Origin of the sequence: Stappia sp. (genome assembly GCF_040110915.1) — a bacterium.
Taxonomy (GTDB): Bacteria; Pseudomonadota; Alphaproteobacteria; order Rhizobiales; family Stappiaceae; genus Stappia.
The window spans coordinates 4,578,168-4,594,278 of the sequence record NZ_CP157793.1 but is presented as its reverse complement, the minus strand read 5'-3'; the positions used below and the strand labels follow the sequence as shown (position 1 = coordinate 4,594,278).

The 16,111-nt window shown below is 70.7% G+C and carries 13 protein-coding genes; 10 read left to right on the top strand and 3 right to left on the bottom strand.

Annotated features, from left to right (window positions below):
- Window positions 1-84 precede the first annotated feature (84 nt).
- The 3 genes from ABL312_RS20515 to asnB form a co-directional block, all read right to left on the bottom strand.
- On the bottom strand, window positions 85-354 hold the full coding sequence (locus ABL312_RS20515; protein WP_349359254.1) for a hypothetical protein: 270 nt from the start codon (window positions 352-354) through the stop codon (window positions 85-87).
- 227 nt (window positions 355-581) lie between these two features.
- The gene (locus ABL312_RS20510; protein WP_349359253.1) at window positions 582-1,457 is read right to left on the bottom strand and encodes a nitrilase-related carbon-nitrogen hydrolase; all 876 of its coding nucleotides are present in this window, start codon (window positions 1,455-1,457) and stop codon (window positions 582-584) included.
- 54 nt (window positions 1,458-1,511) lie between these two features.
- Complete coding sequence (gene asnB / locus ABL312_RS20505; RefSeq protein ID WP_349359252.1) at window positions 1,512-2,987, bottom strand: asparagine synthase (glutamine-hydrolyzing); 1,476 nt, start codon at window positions 2,985-2,987, stop codon at window positions 1,512-1,514.
- Between the two features lie 345 nt (window positions 2,988-3,332).
- On the opposite strand from asnB, the gene ABL312_RS20500 reads away from it, so the two are divergent.
- From ABL312_RS20500 to ABL312_RS20455, 10 genes are all read left to right on the top strand, one after another.
- Window positions 3,333-4,172 carry an arginine deiminase family protein gene (locus tag ABL312_RS20500; protein ID WP_349359251.1) on the top strand — a complete coding sequence of 280 codons (840 nt, stop codon included), beginning with the start codon at window positions 3,333-3,335 and terminating at the stop codon, window positions 4,170-4,172.
- 40 nt (window positions 4,173-4,212) lie between these two features.
- Window positions 4,213-4,854 carry a TetR family transcriptional regulator C-terminal domain-containing protein gene (locus tag ABL312_RS20495; RefSeq protein ID WP_349359250.1) on the top strand — a complete coding sequence of 214 codons (642 nt, stop codon included), beginning with the start codon at window positions 4,213-4,215 and terminating at the stop codon, window positions 4,852-4,854.
- 131 nt (window positions 4,855-4,985) lie between these two features.
- Entirely contained in the window at window positions 4,986-5,273 is a 288-nt protein-coding gene (locus tag ABL312_RS20490) for a hypothetical protein (RefSeq protein WP_349359249.1), read from the top strand.
- 44 nt (window positions 5,274-5,317) lie between these two features.
- Window positions 5,318-5,797, top strand: coding sequence for a hypothetical protein (locus ABL312_RS20485; RefSeq protein WP_349359248.1), 480 nt, complete (start codon window positions 5,318-5,320; stop codon window positions 5,795-5,797).
- Window positions 5,798-6,008: 211 nt separating this feature from the next.
- The gene (bcsA, locus tag ABL312_RS20480; protein ID WP_349359247.1) at window positions 6,009-8,237 is read left to right on the top strand and encodes a UDP-forming cellulose synthase catalytic subunit; all 2,229 of its coding nucleotides are present in this window, start codon (window positions 6,009-6,011) and stop codon (window positions 8,235-8,237) included.
- A gap of 2 nt (window positions 8,238-8,239) precedes the next feature.
- Window positions 8,240-10,714 (top strand): cellulose biosynthesis cyclic di-GMP-binding regulatory protein BcsB, encoded by a 2,475-nt coding sequence (locus ABL312_RS20475; protein ID WP_349359246.1) that lies wholly within the window; start codon window positions 8,240-8,242, stop codon window positions 10,712-10,714.
- Window positions 10,714-11,880: a glycosyl hydrolase family 8 gene (locus ABL312_RS20470; protein ID WP_349359245.1), complete on the top strand. Its 1,167-nt coding sequence runs from the start codon at window positions 10,714-10,716 to the stop codon at window positions 11,878-11,880. The genes ABL312_RS20475 and ABL312_RS20470 overlap by 1 nt, the downstream gene beginning before the upstream one ends.
- A 77-nt stretch (window positions 11,881-11,957) precedes the next feature.
- Window positions 11,958-13,895, top strand: a complete 1,938-nt coding sequence (locus ABL312_RS20465; protein WP_349359244.1) for a hypothetical protein — start codon at window positions 11,958-11,960, stop codon at window positions 13,893-13,895.
- A gap of 36 nt (window positions 13,896-13,931) precedes the next feature.
- Complete coding sequence (gene bcsN, locus ABL312_RS20460) at window positions 13,932-14,966, top strand: cellulose biosynthesis protein BcsN (RefSeq protein WP_349359243.1); 1,035 nt, start codon at window positions 13,932-13,934, stop codon at window positions 14,964-14,966.
- Window positions 14,967-15,088: 122 nt separating this feature from the next.
- Window positions 15,089-16,099 (top strand): class I SAM-dependent methyltransferase, encoded by a 1,011-nt coding sequence (locus ABL312_RS20455; RefSeq protein ID WP_349359242.1) that lies wholly within the window; start codon window positions 15,089-15,091, stop codon window positions 16,097-16,099.
- Window positions 16,100-16,111: the final 12 nt, after the last annotated feature.

Genomic DNA, 16,111 nt, shown 5'->3' with positions numbered 1-16,111 from the left:
TAGGTTCACGTTACCGTAGGAATACGTATTAGCCCGCATGACGGCCCGCACGCAGTGCGGCAGGCGGCGCGGGCGTCGCTGGTCTCACACCCTGATCTTGGGATCGTAGTCCAGCGTCCCGACGGCCCGCACGCGTGTCGCGCGCGGGTTCGTCCCGCGTTCGCCGACGGGGACGACCAGCGCCACGCTGTCCTTCGTCTTGAGGTCCTCGAACGCTCCGTCGACGACGGCCGTGCGGTGGAAGGAGATCAGCCGATGATCGGTTGCCAGGATCCGGCCGCACCCACGCTCGTGGTCGATTTCCACGATCTTGCCCTGAACATGGCCCTCGTCGGTTTTCGGTTCGCCGTCCATCCTGCGCTCCCGCTCCCTGCGATATGCGTGTTGCGCGCCCGTTCCCGGCCGCTTGCGCCGCCCCCGTCCCCTGCACGCGTCTCCAGGGGCCATGGCGATGCGCCTTTCCAGGCCACGGCGCGATGCCGATGGCGCTGCGGCCCCATCGCTGCGGCCCCCATCGCTGCGGTTCTTGGGCCCGAGGCGCCAGCGCGCGCTGTAGCGGCCTTTCGCGTCTCATGCGTCGCTCAACCGTCGTCGCGGACCACGTCGGGGACGCCCAGGCGTTCGATCAGTCGGTTGGTCTCGCGCTGCACCAGGGCGATGTTGCTGTCGCGCACGGTCGGCAGCATCGCCCGCGCCTTGCGCGTGTCGGCATAGTCGAGCCGCGCGGTGATCAGTTCCTCCTCGCCGCCGGCCTGGGCGAGCACGCGTCCATGTGCGTCCAGAATGCGCGACCCGCCCCAGAAATTCAACGCGCCCTCCCGCCCGACGCGATTCGTCATGATGACCGGAGCGCCGTACATCATGGCATAGAACTGGATCGTGGTGGCCCAGGAGCGGGGATTGTCGAACTCGTCGCCCACCGCCTCCCGGCCGCTGGAAATCGGCGACACGAGAAACGTCGCGCCATGCAGGAAGGCGAGATGGGCAAGCGCGGGATTGTAGAGATCGGCGCAGATCAGCAGGCCCATGACCCAGTCGTCGCTCAGGCTGTGCGTGTCCACGAAGCGGCCATGGGCGTAGTATTTGGTTTCGATCAGCCGGCCGTAGGAGGGGATGTTGATCTTGCGGTGCAGGTAGCGCAGCCGCCCGCGCTTCAGCACCGCGGCCGTGTTGTAGAACTGCGCCCCGCGCGCTTCCTCGATGAAGCCGACGACGATCTCCATGTCGCCCGCCTCGCGGCTCAGGGCGAGCAGCCGCTCATCCTCGCGCGTCATGACCACATCGAGCAGATCCTCCGCGCCATAGTGGCCGACCAGCGACAGCTCGGGAAAGACCAGCACGTCGACGCCCGCGGCCCGCGCGTGGGCGATGTATTCGCGGTGCTTGTCGAGATTGGCCGCGATGTCTCCGGTCTCGGAGGCGAACTGGGCGGCCGCGACGGTCAGGAAACGCGACATGGGAGATCCTCCCCGAAGGTGTGACGATCCTCAGGCGGCATCGCGCGGAGGCGATCACACCGCGACGCGCGCATCGGTCCAGCTGCCCGCGTTGTTCAGAATGCGCCCGGCGTCCTCGAACCGGTCGCGGAGAATGCGCTCGTAGAGCGCGCCTTCGTCCGCGCGGTCGACCGGTGCGCCGCCGCCGCGCCCGAGCAGGCTGCGCAGCGCGCCCTGCAGCGCCTCCACCGTGCCCGACCCTTCGTCGAACTGCGCCTTCTTGCGCCAGACGAGATCTTGCGGAAGCAGATCGGCGCAGGCCTTGCGCAGGATCCATTTCTCCGTCGTCTCGCCGGTCGATTCCACGCTGTCGGGATCGGTGCGGCACAGCTTCAGCGTCGCCGGGATCGACTGGGCGAAGTCGATCAGGTCGCGGTCGAGGAAGGGCGTGCGCGCCTCCAGGCTCTCCGCCATGGTGATGCGGTCGACGCGCTGGAGATTGATGTTGTGCATCGTGCCCAGCGCCCGGGTGAGCTCGTCGGCGAGCGCGCGCGGATCGTCGACATAGGCGTGGTGATAGGCATAGCCGGCAAACAGCTCGTCAGCGCCCTCGCCGGTGAGCACGGCCTTGACGTCGGCCCGCGCCAGCCGCGCGGCGAAGAGCGTGGGGATCGCGCTGCGCACCAGATCCACGTCGGCCGATTCCAGGTGATAGATCACATGCGCCAGGTTCTCCGCCACGTCCCGCGGCGTGAAGACCCGCTCCGCGTGGGTCGAGCCGATGTGCTCGGCGACGGCGCGCGCGGCGAGCAGATCGGGCGAGCCCTCAAGCCCCACCGCGAAGGTCCGCAAGGGGCCGCGCCCGGTCTCGGCCCGCACTTTCTGGGCGATGGCCGCGATGATGGAACTGTCGAGCCCGCCCGACAGGAACGAGCCCACCTCGACGTCGGCCACCATCCATTTCGCGACCGCTTCCTCCAGCACCAGACGCAGCTCGTGCGCGGTGCGCCCGACATCGAGATCGGCTTCGGCCTCCGCCGCGCCATGCGGGGTGCGATACCATTGCCGCCAGCCGTCGCGGGTGTCGTAGAGGCTGCCGGGCGGGATCGCCTCCACCGAAGCGACCGGGATGCCGTCGAAGGCCTTGAGCTCGGAGGCGAAGGCATAGCCCTCGCCGATGCGCGCCACATAGAGCGGCTTGATGCCGAGCGGATCGCGCGCGGCGACGATGCGGTCTCGAGTGGCCAGCACGAAGGCGAACATGCCGTCGAGCTTCGAAATCCAGCGGCTTTCGCCGGAGCGGAAGAGATGCAGGATCGTCTCGCTGTCGCTCGCCGTCTCGAAGGCGCTTTCGCCCAGGATCGCCCGCAGATCCTCGTGATTGTAGATCTCGCCGTTGGCGACGAGAAGGTCGTCGGTCTGGTGGATCGGCTGGGCACCGTCCTGCGTGCCGATGATGGACAGCCGACAATGCGCCATCACCACTGGCGCGCCGGGCAGCCGCGCCACGGCCACGTCGTCGGGACCGCGATGCGCGATCCTGCGGATCATCCGGTCCGCGAGGTCCTCGCTGCCGACGCGCCACAAACAGACAAAGCCACACATATCGACCCTCCTCGCCTGCCCCATGGGTAGCGCATGGGCCGACGCTGCGGAACCCTTGCGGGTCACGCCGCCGCCCGGGGAGACCGCCGCCGCGCGATTCAAGTGGTTATGCACTTGCATAATTTATGCAGTTGCATAATCCTCCGGGACGACAGCAACCGGGCGAAGGAGGAGAAGGCGATGTCGGGTTCGCGAGCAACGACAGGCACGGTGTCGGATCGGGGTGCATGGGGAGGTGAATGGGGAGATGCTGAGCGCGCGCTCTACGGCTGCCACTCCATGGCGGGGCCCATGACCCGCGTGCTGATGCGCCGGCCGGGCGACAGCCTACGCCGCGCCGATCCCGCAGCGTGGAACTACAGCCCGCATTTCGAGGCGGAGCGCGCGATCGACCAGCATGCCGCCTTCACCGAGATGGTCGCCGCCCATGGCGCGGAGATCGTGTGGATGGAGGATGCCGGCGACGGTCTGGCGGACGCCATGTTCACCCGCGACGCCTCGCTGGTGACCCGGGCCGGCGCGGTGCTGCTCAACATGGGCAAGGCGCTGCGCAAGGCGGAACCGGAGGCGCACGGGCGGGCCTATGCGGCCGCCGGGATCCCCGTCCTCGGCGCGCTGTCCGGCGATGCCCTGATCGAGGGCGGCGACACGATCTGGCTCGATGCGCAAACGCTCGTGGTCGGCATGGGCTTTCGCTCCAACCGCGCCGGCGTGCGCCGGCTCGCGGACCTGCTTGCGCCGCAGGGAATCGAGGTCCTGGACTTCGATCTTCCGGTGTGGTCGGGCGAAGCCGCCTGCCTGCACCTGATGTCGGTGATCTCGCCGCTCGCCGACGATCTCTACCTGGTGTACCCCAGGCTCATTCCGGCCGCCCTGTGGCAGCTGATGCGCGCTCGCGGCATCGCGGTCGTCGAGGCGCCGGAGGACGAGTTCCACGCCTCGCTCGGTCTCAGTCTCAACGTGATGCCGCTTGCGCCGAAGGACTGCGTGATGATCGACGGCTTTCCCGAAACGCGCCGGGCGATGGAGACGGCCGGCGTTCGGGTGACCACCTTCGCCGGCGACGCGCTGTGCATGGGCTGCGAGGGCGGGCCGACCTGCCTGACCAATCCCCTTCACCGTGCGGCCTGATGGGCGGCCTGATGCGCGGCCTGATGCGCGGCCGGCCGACATGACCCACCGCAGCGGCAACACGCGGGAGACGGAGCTGATCGCCGCGACGCTGGAAGCGATCGCGGACGAGGGGATCGCCGGTCTCACGGTGCGCGGCATCGCCGAGCGCGCGGGCGTCACCAACGGTCTGATCCGTTTCTATTTCGGCGGCAAGGACGGGCTGCTGCGCGCCGCCTACCGACACTTTCTCGACGGTCTTCTGGAGACCGCCGACAATGCGCTCGCGCGCCGCGACCTGACGGCGGGCGAGCGGCTCGCCGCCTTCGTCGACGCCAACCTGCGCGCGCCGATCGTCGCGCCGGAGACGGTGCTCGTCTGGGCGCATTTCCTGCCGCTCGCCCATCGCGATCCCGAGATGGCCACGATCCGTGACGACGCCTATTCCCGCACCACCGGCCGGCTCGCCCCGCTGATCGCCGCCGCCCTGGCGGAGGCGGGCCGACCGTGCCCCGAGGCCGATATCCGCCGCCTCGCGATCAGCGTGAACGCCCTGATCGACGGACTGTGGCTGGAGGGAGCGCTGTCGCCTGCACCGAGCGCGCGAGAGCCGGCCGGCGCCCCGGTGCGCGACCTCGGCCTCGCGGCCGCCGGGCGCCTCGTCGGGCTCTCCTTGCAGGTACCGACCGAAAGCGCCCCCTGATCCCCGCGCGCCCGGTGCGCCTCCCGGGCGCGCCCCTTGCAAGGTCCGGGCGGTGCGACCACATGAAACGCCGAAGGTTCGCGGCATCGACGATCGCGGACGCTTTCACCGCAACGGAAAGGACCCTGTCCATGTCCGAACGCGACGCCTTTGTCGAGAAAGCCAAGGCTCAGCTCGACGCCTGGAACGCGGAGATCGACAAGCTCTCCGCCCGCATGGAGAAAGCCGACGCGGACGCGCGGCTGGAGTACAACCGCCAGATCCAGCAGATGCGCGAACAGCGCGACGAAGCCGAGCAGAGGCTGAAGGAAATGCAATCGGCCAGCGAAGACGCCTGGACCGACATGAAGGCCGGGTTCGAAGGTGCCTGGGCCAATCTGCAGGCCGCCTTCGACCGCGCCATGTCACGCTACCAGTAGTCTTCGTCCCCGATACCGCGAACGAACCGCAGGAGGCTTCTTTCATGACCGTGTCCACGGCGCTTCGACGTACGGCTTTCGCCGCCGCCCTCATGCTGGCGAGCGCACCGCTTGCGGCGCAGACGCAGGATCCCGGCGAGACGACCTCGCAGGACGTCCGCACCGAGATCTCCGAGGCGATGGACGCCATCGCCAACTATTCCGCCCAGGAGCGCGACAAGGCGCTCAACGAGGCAAGCAAGGCCATGGAACGGCTCGATGCCGAGATCGAGGAGCGCGCGCAGGCGCTGCGCGGCTCCTGGAACGACATGAGCGAAAGCGCCCGCGAGAGCGCCAGCGAGCAGCTGGAAGCCCTGCGCGCCGCGCGCAACCGGCTCGGGGAACGCTATGGCGCCCTGGAAGCGGGCGCGGCCGACGCCTGGGGCGAACTGACCGAAGGCTTCTCCCGGGCCTGGAACGATCTGTCCGAAGCCTGGAAGGCCGTGGACGAGACGGCCGAGGACAGCGCCGAGCGCGATATCTGATCCCCGGGCACCGCCGGATTTCGCTGAACGATCACCGCAAGGAGCATCCCGCTCCTTGCGGTTTTTTCATGCCGCGACGCGCGCGGACACCTGACCTGCGACGGCACCGCAGGACGTTCGGTTAACCATGTTTCTTATGACCATTTTTATCTTTGGCTGAAAGGAGTGGTTAAGCCTTTCCGGCTCGCAAAACCTTTTGAAAGTAAACGAGATGTCCCTCGTCCGGCTGTACGCGCCGTGGTTGTTTTCGACCGCGATCGTCCTCCTGCTCGTCACCCTGCCGCTTGGAACGGATGCCCAGCTCGCCCTCGGCCTGGCGCTGATCGCCGCGCTGATCGCGGTGTGGCGCTTCTGGCCCGGTCCGACGCAGCGCATGCTGATGCTGTCGCTCGGCACGCTGCTGGTGCTGCGCTATCTCTACTGGCGCGCGACCAGCACGCTGCCGGCGCCCGCCGACACGGCCGACTTCATTCCGGGCCTCATCGTCTTCGGCGCGGAACTCTTCTGCATCGCGATGCTGTTCATCAGCCTGTTCGTGGTCGCCGACCCGCTGGAGCGCGCGGAGCCGGCGCCGGTGGCCGACGACGCCCTGCCGAGCGTCGACGTCTTCGTGCCGAGCTACAACGAGGACACGGACATCCTCAGCGCCACGCTGGCGGCGGCCGTGGCGCTCGACTACCCGTCTGACAAGCTGTCGGTCTATCTGCTCGACGACGGCGGCACCGACCAGAAATGCGCCTCCGACGATCCCCTGGCCGCGCGGGCCGCGCGCCGCCGGCGGGCCGAGCTGACCCAATTGTGCGCCGATCTCGGCGTCACCTATCTGACCCGGGCGCAGAACGTGTCGGCCAAGGCCGGCAACCTCAACAACGGCCTCGCCCACTCCGGCGGCGATCTGGTCGTCGTGTTCGACGCCGACCATGCGCCGGTGAAGGAGTTCCTGCGCCGCACCGTCGGCCACTTCCGCGAAGATCCGCGGCTGTTTCTGGTTCAGACGCCGCATTTCTTTCTCAATCCCGATCCGGTGGAGAAGAACCTGTCGACCTGGCTGCGGATGCCGTCGGAAAACGAGATGTTCTACTCCGTCGTGCAGCGCGGGCTCGACCGCTGGAACGCCGCCTTCTTCTGCGGCTCGGCGGCGGTGTTGCGGCGCGCGGCCCTCGTCGAGGCCGGCGGCTTCTCCGGCATCTCGATCACCGAGGACTGCGAGACGGCGCTGGAGCTGCACGCGCGTGGCTGGACCAGCCGCTATGTCGACACGCCGCTGATCGCCGGCCTGCAGCCGGAAACCTTCGCCACCTTCATCGGCCAGCGCTCGCGCTGGTGTCGCGGCATGATGCAGATCCTGCTGCTCAAGAACCCGCTGTTCAAGCGCGGCCTCACGCCCGCGCAGCGCCTGTGCTACCTGTCGTCGGCGCTGTTCTGGGCCTTTCCGATCCCCCGACTGGTGTTCCTGATCGCGCCGCTTCTCTACATTTTCTTCGATCTGCGCATCTTCATCGCCAACGGCGTGGAATTCGTCGCCTATGCGCTGACCTATCTCGCCGCCAACATGATCCTGCAGAACTACCTGTTCGGCCGGGTGCGCTGGCCCTGGGTGTCCGAGCTCTACGAATACATCCAGTCGTTCTATCTGGCGCCGGCCATGGCCAGCGTGCTTCTCAATCCGCGCAAGCCAACGTTCAACGTCACCGAAAAGGGCGTGACGACCAGCCGCGATTTCCTGTCGTCGCTCGCCCTGCCCTATTTCGCGGTCTTCGGCGTGCTGCTGGCCGCCATGGGCGTGGCCATGTGGCGGCTGTCCTCGCAGACCGTCGACGCCGACCTGCTAATCGTCGTCAGTTGCTGGAACGCGGTCAATCTGGCGCTCGCGGCGGTCGCGCTCGGCGTCGTCTCGGAACGCTCCGAACGCCGGCGCACGCAGCGCCTGGCGATCAACCGCACGGGCCGGCTGACCATCGGCGGACGGGTTCTTACCGTGAAGATCGAGGACGCCTCGACCACCGGAACGCGCGCCAGGATCCTGGAGCCCGACGCCCGCCTGCCGGCCGGCGACGCGCTCGGGATCGGCGACCTGCAGGTCGCCGGCATCGACGGGCACGGCGACGCCGGCACGCTGCCGGTCGTCGTCCGGCGCACCATCGCACAGGCCGACGGGCTGGTCGTCGGTCTGCAGTTCCATCAGCCGTCCGCGGCGCATTACCGGGTCATTGCCGACCTGATGTACGGACAGGCGCAGCCGCTTGCCGACTTCTGGCGCGACCGCCGCGCCGGCAAGGGGCTGGTGGGCGGCACCGCCGGCTTCGTCGGGCTCGGCCTGCGCCAGGCCCTGCGCGGCCTGCGCTTCGCCTGGATGGACCGCGTCAAACGCCCCCCCGTCGTACCGGCGAACGATACCGCGCCATCCGGCGAAACCGCCTCGGCCGGGAGCGCCGCCTGACCATGGTCCCTTCGCTCTCGAGCTCCGCCCCCGTTCTGCCCGGTCGCACGCTGCCACTTCGCGCCCTTCCCGTCCTGGCGCTGGCCGCCACGCTTCTGGCGACGGCGCCGTCGCTCGCCGATCCGCGCGACACCATGCAACCCCCTCTCCCGCCGCCCCCGCTGCCGGCGGCCACCGCGCCCGCCGGGACCGCGCGCGATACGGTGCTGCGGCCGATGCCCGCCCATGCGCAGGGCCTGCGGCTCGCCGGCGAGACGGACCATCGCGAATGGCCCGTCTATCTGACCGAGCATCAGGTGCGTGCCGCGCTCGCCTTCGATCTCGCCCTGACCTCCGCCGTTTCGGTGATGCCGGAGGGCTCGCGGGTGACCGTTCGGCTCAACGATCATGTCGTCGGGATGCGGCCGATCGAGGCCTTCGGACGCCAGCAACGGCTGAGCTTCGAGGTGCCCCCGGACGTGCTGCGCCCCGGTCTGAACGCCGTGCGCATTTCCGTGCGCCAGCGCCACCGCGTGGCCTGCGACGTCGGCGCGACCTATGAGCTGTGGAGCGATATCGACCCGGCGCGCACGGGGCTGCGCCTGACCGACACCGGCAGCGGCCTGTCTTCGCTCGCCGATCTCGCCGCGCTCGCCCCGGACACGCGCGGCGCGGTGCCCCTTCGAGCCATCGTCGGCGATCTGCGCGACACGCGCGCGCTCGACCGGCTGGTGACCGGTCTGTCGCGGATCGCCCGCGATGCGGGCTTCAGCCACTCGGTCGTCGAGCTGCGCGACGCGCCGACGGGCGGACCGGGACTGGAACTGATCGCCGGCACGCCGGAGGATCTCGCCACGCTCGGCGCCCCGGCGACACCCGAGCCCGGGTCGCTCATGCTGGTGGAGAATGCCGCGCACGGCGGCGCGACGCTCATCGTGTCGGGACGCGACGGCGCCGAGCTCGACCGGCTGATCGGCCGCCTCGGCACGGATGGCCTGGCAATCGCGCCGCGCACGGGCACGCCGGCGGGCCTGCGCGCGCGCGACAGCCTCGCGCGCCCCGCCCTGAGTGCCGGCGACCGTCTGACGCTGGCCGATCTCGGCCATCGCAGCGTCGAGTTCAACGGGCGCCTGCATCGCACGCGCTTCGACCTGCGCCTGCCTGCCGACTTCTATCCGGCGGAGACCGGCAGCGTGGATCTGCATCTCGCCGGCGGCTACGCGCCGGGGCTGCTGCCGACCAGCCAGGTGGTGGTGCGGGTCAACGGAAAGGTCGCGGCCGGGCTGCCGCTCAACGATCCCGACGGCGAGGTCTTCACCGACCGTACGATCCGCCTGTCGCTTGCCGCCTTCCGCCCCGGACGCAACCGGGTGGAGATCGCCGCCCAACTCGATACCGCGCGGGACAGCGACTGCGACACGCTGGCCGCGATCGACGCCCCGCCGCGCTTCCTGCTGCTCGATGCGACGGAAATCCGGATCCCGAGCTTTCCGCGCCTCCTGGCGCTGCCGGCGCTGGACGCGAGTTTCGCCGGCGGACTGGCCCGGCTCGGCGGCGGCGCGCTGACGCTTCGGGTGCCCCATGCCAATGCCGACGTGCTCTCGGCGGCGGCAACGCTTGCCGTGCGGCTGAACGCGGATGCCGACCGCGCCCTTCCCGTGCGCCTGCGCTTCGGTCGGCCGTCGGCCGAGGATGGGGACACGGGTGCGGCGCTGGTCGTCGGGGCCTTCGCCGATCTGCCGCCGACGACGCTTGCCAGCGTCGGTCTCGCGCCCGACCGGCTGCGCACCGCGTGGCGCGCGCCCGCCGGCCCCGACACCGGACGGGATCTTGCGCGCGGCACCGATCCGGTCCTGCGCCGCGTCACGACCCTCCAGACCCTCAACGACAGCGATCCGATCACCACCGCTTCGGTGCCGCAGGCCGGCGCGGCCGGCACACGGGCCGTCGCGGACCCCGTCACAGATCCGGAAGGCGGGGCCGATGGCACGCGCGACGAGCTCCTGCGCCGCTGGGAGGACAGCCTGCGCGGCGACGGTCCGGTGACGCGGATCATGACGCGGATCGAGGACGGCGTCGCCGGGCTCTGGCGCGACGGCGATCCGGCGCCGACCACGCTCGCCAGCGGCACCAGCCTGGTGATGGCCCAGGCCCATGCCGAGGGGCTGCGCGGCGGGTTGCGCACCGTCATCACCGCCCCGACCACGGCGGCCCTCGCGATTTCCATGCAGGACCTCGTGGCGCCCGCGCGCTGGCGCGCGGTCGGCGGGGGCGAAACCCGCTACGACATGCTCGCCGGACTGGTCGAGACGACGCCGGCCGCCGCGACCCGCTTCGTCGTGTCGGACCCCACCTCGCTCGCCAACTGGCGTCTGGTGGCCGCCGGCTGGTTCTCGCACAATCCGCTGGCCTATGTGGCGCTGATCCTGTGCACGGCGGCGCTGCTCGCCTTCGCGACCCGCCACGCGCTCGCCGGCAACGCACGGGAGCGGACGTGATGCGCCTCGCTCCCCTGGTCGCGCTCTCCTGCCTCGTCGCCGCCGGCGGCTTCCTGGCCGGACGCCTGATGCTGCCCCTGCCGCTCGCCGACGGCGCGGCCCCGCTTGGCGCGCGCGAGAGTGCACCGGCGCCGCGCGTGGCCACGATCGTCGCCGAGACGCGCCCGGAGGTCGATATGGACCCGCGCCTGGCCGGCAGCCTCGACCTGCCGGAGCTGTGGGCGGATTACCGCAGCCGCTTCGTGAGCGAGGCGGGCCGTGTGATCGACACGGCCAATGGCGACATCTCCCATTCCGAGGGACAGGGCTACGGCCTGGTGATGGCGCTTGCCGCCGGGGACCGCCCCACCTTCGAGCGCATCTGGGCCTGGACCCGGGCCAATCTCGACACCCGCGACGACGGACTGGCCGCCTGGCGCTGGGACCCGGCGAGCGACCCCAACGTCACCGACCCCAACAACGCCAGCGACGGCGATCTGCTGATCGCCTGGGCGTTGGCCGAGGCCGGCGAGCACTGGCGCGCCCCCGCCTTCACCCGGGCGGCCGAGGCGCGCATCGCCGCCCTGATCCCGCTGGTCGGCGAAGCCCCGGACGGGACGCCGGTGCTGTCCCCCGCCGTTCACGGGTTTTCCGCCGCGGATCGGCCGGACGGGCCGGTCGTGAACCTCTCCTATTGGGTGTTCCCGGCGTTGCAGGCGCTCGACCGGGTGGACGGGGACGGCCCCTGGACGGCCCTGATCGCCAGCGGGCTCGAACTTCTCGCGCAAAGCCGCTTCGGGCCGCGCAACCTGCCGCCCGAATGGTTGGCGCTCGCCGGCGAGACGCCCGCCCCGGCCGCCGGCTTCGATCCGGTCTTTGGCTACAATGCGGTGCGCGTGCCGCTGTATCTCGCCTGGGCGGGGATCGGCGCGCGCCATCAGCTCGCGCCCTTCGCCGCCGAATGGGCGCATGCGGCGCCTGCAACGGTGGACCTCACGGGCGGCGCCCGGAAACCGTCGATGGGCGAACCCGGCTATCGGGTCGTCGCCGATCTGGTCGCCTGCGCGATGGAGGGCGTGCCGCTGCCCGCCACCGCGCGCCGGCCGGCGGGGGACTCCTACTATCCCGCAACCTTGCGCATTCTCTCGATCATTGCCGTCAAGCAGAGGTACCCGGAATGCTGGTGACCCCTCGTCTGGCAGGACCCGCCGCACGGCGCGGCAGGGCCCGTGCGCTCGCCGCCGCTCTCGTCCCAACCCTGGCAATGGGACTGCTCGTCTGTCCGCCGGCGGCCACGGCCAATGTGCCGCCCACCCGCACGGTCGACGAAAGCGCCTTGCGCTACTATGCCGCCCAGCAGAACGCGGAGCGGGTGGAGGCGGAAATCCGTCGGCTCAAGACCCTGCATCCGGGCTGGACGCCGCCAGAGGGGCTGTATTCGGGCCAAGGCTGGTCGAACCCGGAGCAGGACCTTTGGGATCTCTTCGCCGCCGATCGGCTCGACGCGCTGCGCCGGGAAATCTCGCGGCGGCAGGCGGAGGATCCAGCCTGGCAGCCGTCCGAGGAGCTGCTCGCCAAGCTCGCGCGCAAGGAAGCCCGGTCGCGGCTGATCGCGGCGTCCGAGGCGGACGACGCGCCGGAAGTCCTCGCCATCGTCGGGGCCGATCCGATGCTGCTGACGGTCGAGGATCTCGACGTTCTGTGGCGGGTCGCGGCGGCCTATGCGCGGACCGGTGACGCACGACGGGCCCGCGAGCTGTTCCAGCTGCCGCTGTCGGGCGACGTGTCGCCGGACCTGAAACGGACCAGCGCGCAAAAGGCCATCGCCGCCCTGCCGCCGCAGGAGGCGGCGGTGCTCATTGCACAGATGCGCGACCGGTCGGCCGATGCGCGCCCGCCCCATCTGGCCGCCGCCGATCCCGATGCCGCCGATCTCGACGACCTGGAGACGGCGCTCGCGCGGCGCTGGATCGGAGCGCGGCTCGACGACGCCGGCACCCCGCCGGTGCCGGCCGCGCTCGTGGAACGGCTGGCGCGCACGGCGGCCGAGACGCCGGCGGACGCGCATCTGCTCGGCTGGCATGCGCGCGCCAACGGCGATCATGCGGCAGCCCTTGCCCGCTTCGAGCGCGCCGACCCCTCCGGCAACGACCCCGAAGCCACGCTCGGACGGGTGCTGTCGCTGAACGATCTGGGGCGCGACGGCGAGGCCATCGCGCTCGCCCATGCCGGGCGCACCGCCTCGCAGCCGCTGGCCGACATTTTCCTCGCGCTGGTCACGGCCCGCCTCACCGAGGACCCGCCGCAACCGATCGGCGACGGCAAACTCGCCGATTTCGCCCAGGCGGTGAAGACCCGGCGCTCGGCCGAGGGAGCGCAGGCGCTCGGGTGGTACGCCTATCGCGCGGGCCAGCCCCGTCCGGCGGCGGCCTGGTTCCGGCTGGCGATGGACTGGCAGGGCGACGCCAAGACCGCGGAAGGCCATGTGCTGGCGACCCTCGCGGCCGGCGATGCCGGGCAAGCCCGGACGCTGATCTCCACCTATGGCGCGAGGTTTCCGCAGGTCGCGAAGCTGGGCCGGCCGACCGCGCCCGCCTCCGCATCCTCCACCGGCACCGCCGGCCCGCTCGCGGCCGCGCATCGCGCCTACAAGAGCGGCGATGCGAGCGGATGCCTCAGGCGGCTCGACGCGGCGGCGCGCCGGTCGTCGGAGGCGGAGCTGCTGCGCGGCTGGTGCCTGATGGATCTCGACCGGCCGCGCGAGGCGGCGCGCGCCTTTGCCCGGGCCGGCGACGCCAAGGGCCGCATCGGGCGCGATGCCGCCTATGGTCGCTCCCTCGCCCTGCTGCGTCTCGGCGACACCTTCGAGGCGGTGGAGGCGGCCCGGCGGCCCGATCTCGAAACCGGGCGTCAAACGGAGATCGCCCGCGCCGCGCTCGCGCAGACGGCGGCGCGCGCCTTTCAGGCCGGCGACTATCGCGCGACGCTTGCCGCGCTGGACAAGCGGCGCACGCTCACCGCCGAGCCGCGCGACCTGATGCTGCTGCGCGGCTGGGCCCTGCTGCGCACGGGCGCGCCGGACGCCGCGCGCGCGGTGTTCACCACGCTCGACCGACAATTGTCGACGCGCGAGACGCGGGCCGGCCTGGCCGCGCTCGCCGATGGCAACCGCACGGCCGCACGGTCGGTGCTGCGCCGATAGGCACGTGGGTCAAGAGAGGCAGACAGGGGCATGCACATGCGCACAAGAACCCGGTTTCCCGCCATCGTGGCGCTGACGCTCACCGCGTCGCTGGCGCTCGCCGGCTGCACGCAGTTCGACCCGGGCCTGAGCGGCACCCATGACACGCTCGACCGGACGCTGTTTTCGGACACGCCGCTGACCGTTTCACCCGACCGGGCGATCGCGCGTCTGCCGGCACAGGCGGGGGACGTCGTCTCGGTGACGCAGGGGCGACGAGCCGGGCAGGCGGGCGAGCGCAGCGTGCTCGCCGGCGACGCCACGACGCGGGGCGAGAACACGCTCGACCTGCGCGTCGTCGAAGGCGAAAACGCGGGCAGACCGCTCGACGCGCGGGCGCTGCGGCGCGAACTGGCACGCCGCTTTCCCGACCGTCGTCTGTCGCTGGTCGACAAGGTGACGGTCAATGCCTACGGCCCCTACGGTCTCGCCCACGACGGGCGGGGGTGCGCCTTCGCCTGGCAGACCATCGCGCTCGCCGATCGCGGCACCGCGTCGTTCTGGACGCCGCAGGCCCGACGTGCGCTGTCGCTGCGCATGCGCCTGTGCCGCAAGGACCTGAGCGCGGACGATGCGATTGCCGCCTTCTCCCGCCTGCGTCTTGCCATGTCGGGGCTGGCGACGGCCACGCCGCCGGCCCTTGCCGGGGTGGAGGCGCTGCTGGACGACACAAGGGCGGCCGCACGCGGGCTCCTGCCCGCCGCCGAACCGGCACGCGCGCCGAAAACGACGCCGACCCGCCGTGCGACACCGGCAAAGGTCGCGAATAGGGCGACGCGCGAGACCACCGGCCGACGGCCCGCCGCGGCGCTGCCCGCGGTGCCCATGCCCGACACGCTCGATGGGCCTGCAGCCGACGCCCCCGAAACCCGGGAGGCGCAACAGGGCGACGACACGACGCCGACCGCTCCGCCGGCCCGATCCACGACGCCGGAGGGCGACGCGGTGCTGGCCCGCTCCGCGACCGCCCCGGACGATCCGGCGACCACCGCGAGCCTGGGTCCGCGCCCGGCGCGCGTCCCCCTTCCCTGAGGGTCGTGCCCGGGCACCGCCTGTCCCCCGGGAAGATTGGGTCTAGGCGGCGCGATGCGTTTCCCTTATGAGGGGCCCACGCTGCGGCGACACGTCGAGACTGCCCAGATGAGGGACGCCCCTTGGACACTTTGGACACCGGAACCGTCATCACGAGCGAGACCCCCTGCCGGATCTGCGAGGGGCGGGAGCGGCGCGTCGTCTCCGGGATCGGCCGGAACTTCGAGAAGCTGACGACGGTGATCTGCACCGGCTGCGGTCTGGTTCATTCGCATCCGATCCCGACGAAGGACGAGCTCGACCGCTTCTATGCGGTGGACTACCGCAAGAAGTACAAGTCGACCTACGAGCCGAAGCTCAAGCACATCTATCGCTACGCGCCCGGCGCCTATCACCGGGTGGCGCAGATCCTGACGCATGTCCGCCCGGGCCAGACCCGCTTTCTCGACATCGGCTCGGGCAGCGGCGAATTCCTCTACATGGCCGGCAAGATGGGCTTCGAGATCTCCGGAATCGAGCCTAACGAGGGCTACGCGCAGTACACCCGGCGCGAGCTCGGCCTGCCGGTGGAGAACTGCACCTATGAGACGGCGGATCTGGCGCCGGGCCACTACGACGTGATCAATCTCAATCACGTGCTGGAGCATCTGCCCGATCCGCTGGCCTCGCTGCGCTTCATCAACACCCTGCTGCGGCCCGACGGCCTGTTCTCGGTCAGCGTCCCCGACATCGAGCAGAACCGGCATGCGCCGTGGACCCGCTTCCATTTCGCGCATATCTACAATTTCTGCGGCGACACGCTGCGCGCCATGCTGGCCAAATCCGGCTTCGAGGTGATCCCGGAGGCCTCCGCCGCGACGGAAGTGCTCGCCCGCAAGGTGTCGGAAACCTTCGACGACGCGCCGCGCGCCATGCCGGAGACCTACGAACGGCTGTGGACCCTGCTCTCCGCGCCGGAGACGGCGAGCCATGTGGTCGGCAAGAAGGGCCTCGGCCGTCTGCTGTCGAAGGCCTACCGCTACCCGCGCGAATATCTGCTGGCCCGCTCGCACGGTTCAGCGAAGCAGATCCTCGATCACGTGCATGCGCGCATGAGCCGCACCGACCCGACCGCCCGGCCCAACGGCCGCTGACGGCCCGCGCAT

What these genes read in the sequence shown, in the direction of transcription:
- ABL312_RS20485 (WP_349359248.1), top strand. Translation starts at nt 5,318, where the DNA reads ATGACCGTGTCCACGGCGCTTCGACGTACGGCTTTCGCCGCCGCCCTC.
- ABL312_RS20490 (WP_349359249.1), top strand. Translation starts at nt 4,986, where the DNA reads ATGTCCGAACGCGACGCCTTTGTCGAGAAAGCCAAGGCTCAGCTCGAC.
- ABL312_RS20470 (WP_349359245.1), top strand. Translation starts at nt 10,714, where the DNA reads ATGCGCCTCGCTCCCCTGGTCGCGCTCTCCTGCCTCGTCGCCGCCGGC.
- ABL312_RS20475 (WP_349359246.1), top strand. Translation starts at nt 8,240, where the DNA reads ATGGTCCCTTCGCTCTCGAGCTCCGCCCCCGTTCTGCCCGGTCGCACG.
- asnB (WP_349359252.1), bottom strand. Translation starts at nt 2,987, where the DNA reads ATGATCCGCAGGATCGCGCATCGCGGTCCCGACGACGTGGCCGTGGCG.
- ABL312_RS20515 (WP_349359254.1), bottom strand. Translation starts at nt 354, where the DNA reads ATGGACGGCGAACCGAAAACCGACGAGGGCCATGTTCAGGGCAAGATC.
- ABL312_RS20465 (WP_349359244.1), top strand. Translation starts at nt 11,958, where the DNA reads ATGGGACTGCTCGTCTGTCCGCCGGCGGCCACGGCCAATGTGCCGCCC.
- ABL312_RS20495 (WP_349359250.1), top strand. Translation starts at nt 4,213, where the DNA reads ATGACCCACCGCAGCGGCAACACGCGGGAGACGGAGCTGATCGCCGCG.
- ABL312_RS20510 (WP_349359253.1), bottom strand. Translation starts at nt 1,457, where the DNA reads ATGTCGCGTTTCCTGACCGTCGCGGCCGCCCAGTTCGCCTCCGAGACC.
- bcsA (WP_349359247.1), top strand. Translation starts at nt 6,009, where the DNA reads ATGTCCCTCGTCCGGCTGTACGCGCCGTGGTTGTTTTCGACCGCGATC.
- ABL312_RS20500 (WP_349359251.1), top strand. Translation starts at nt 3,333, where the DNA reads ATGACCCGCGTGCTGATGCGCCGGCCGGGCGACAGCCTACGCCGCGCC.
- bcsN (WP_349359243.1), top strand. Translation starts at nt 13,932, where the DNA reads ATGCGCACAAGAACCCGGTTTCCCGCCATCGTGGCGCTGACGCTCACC.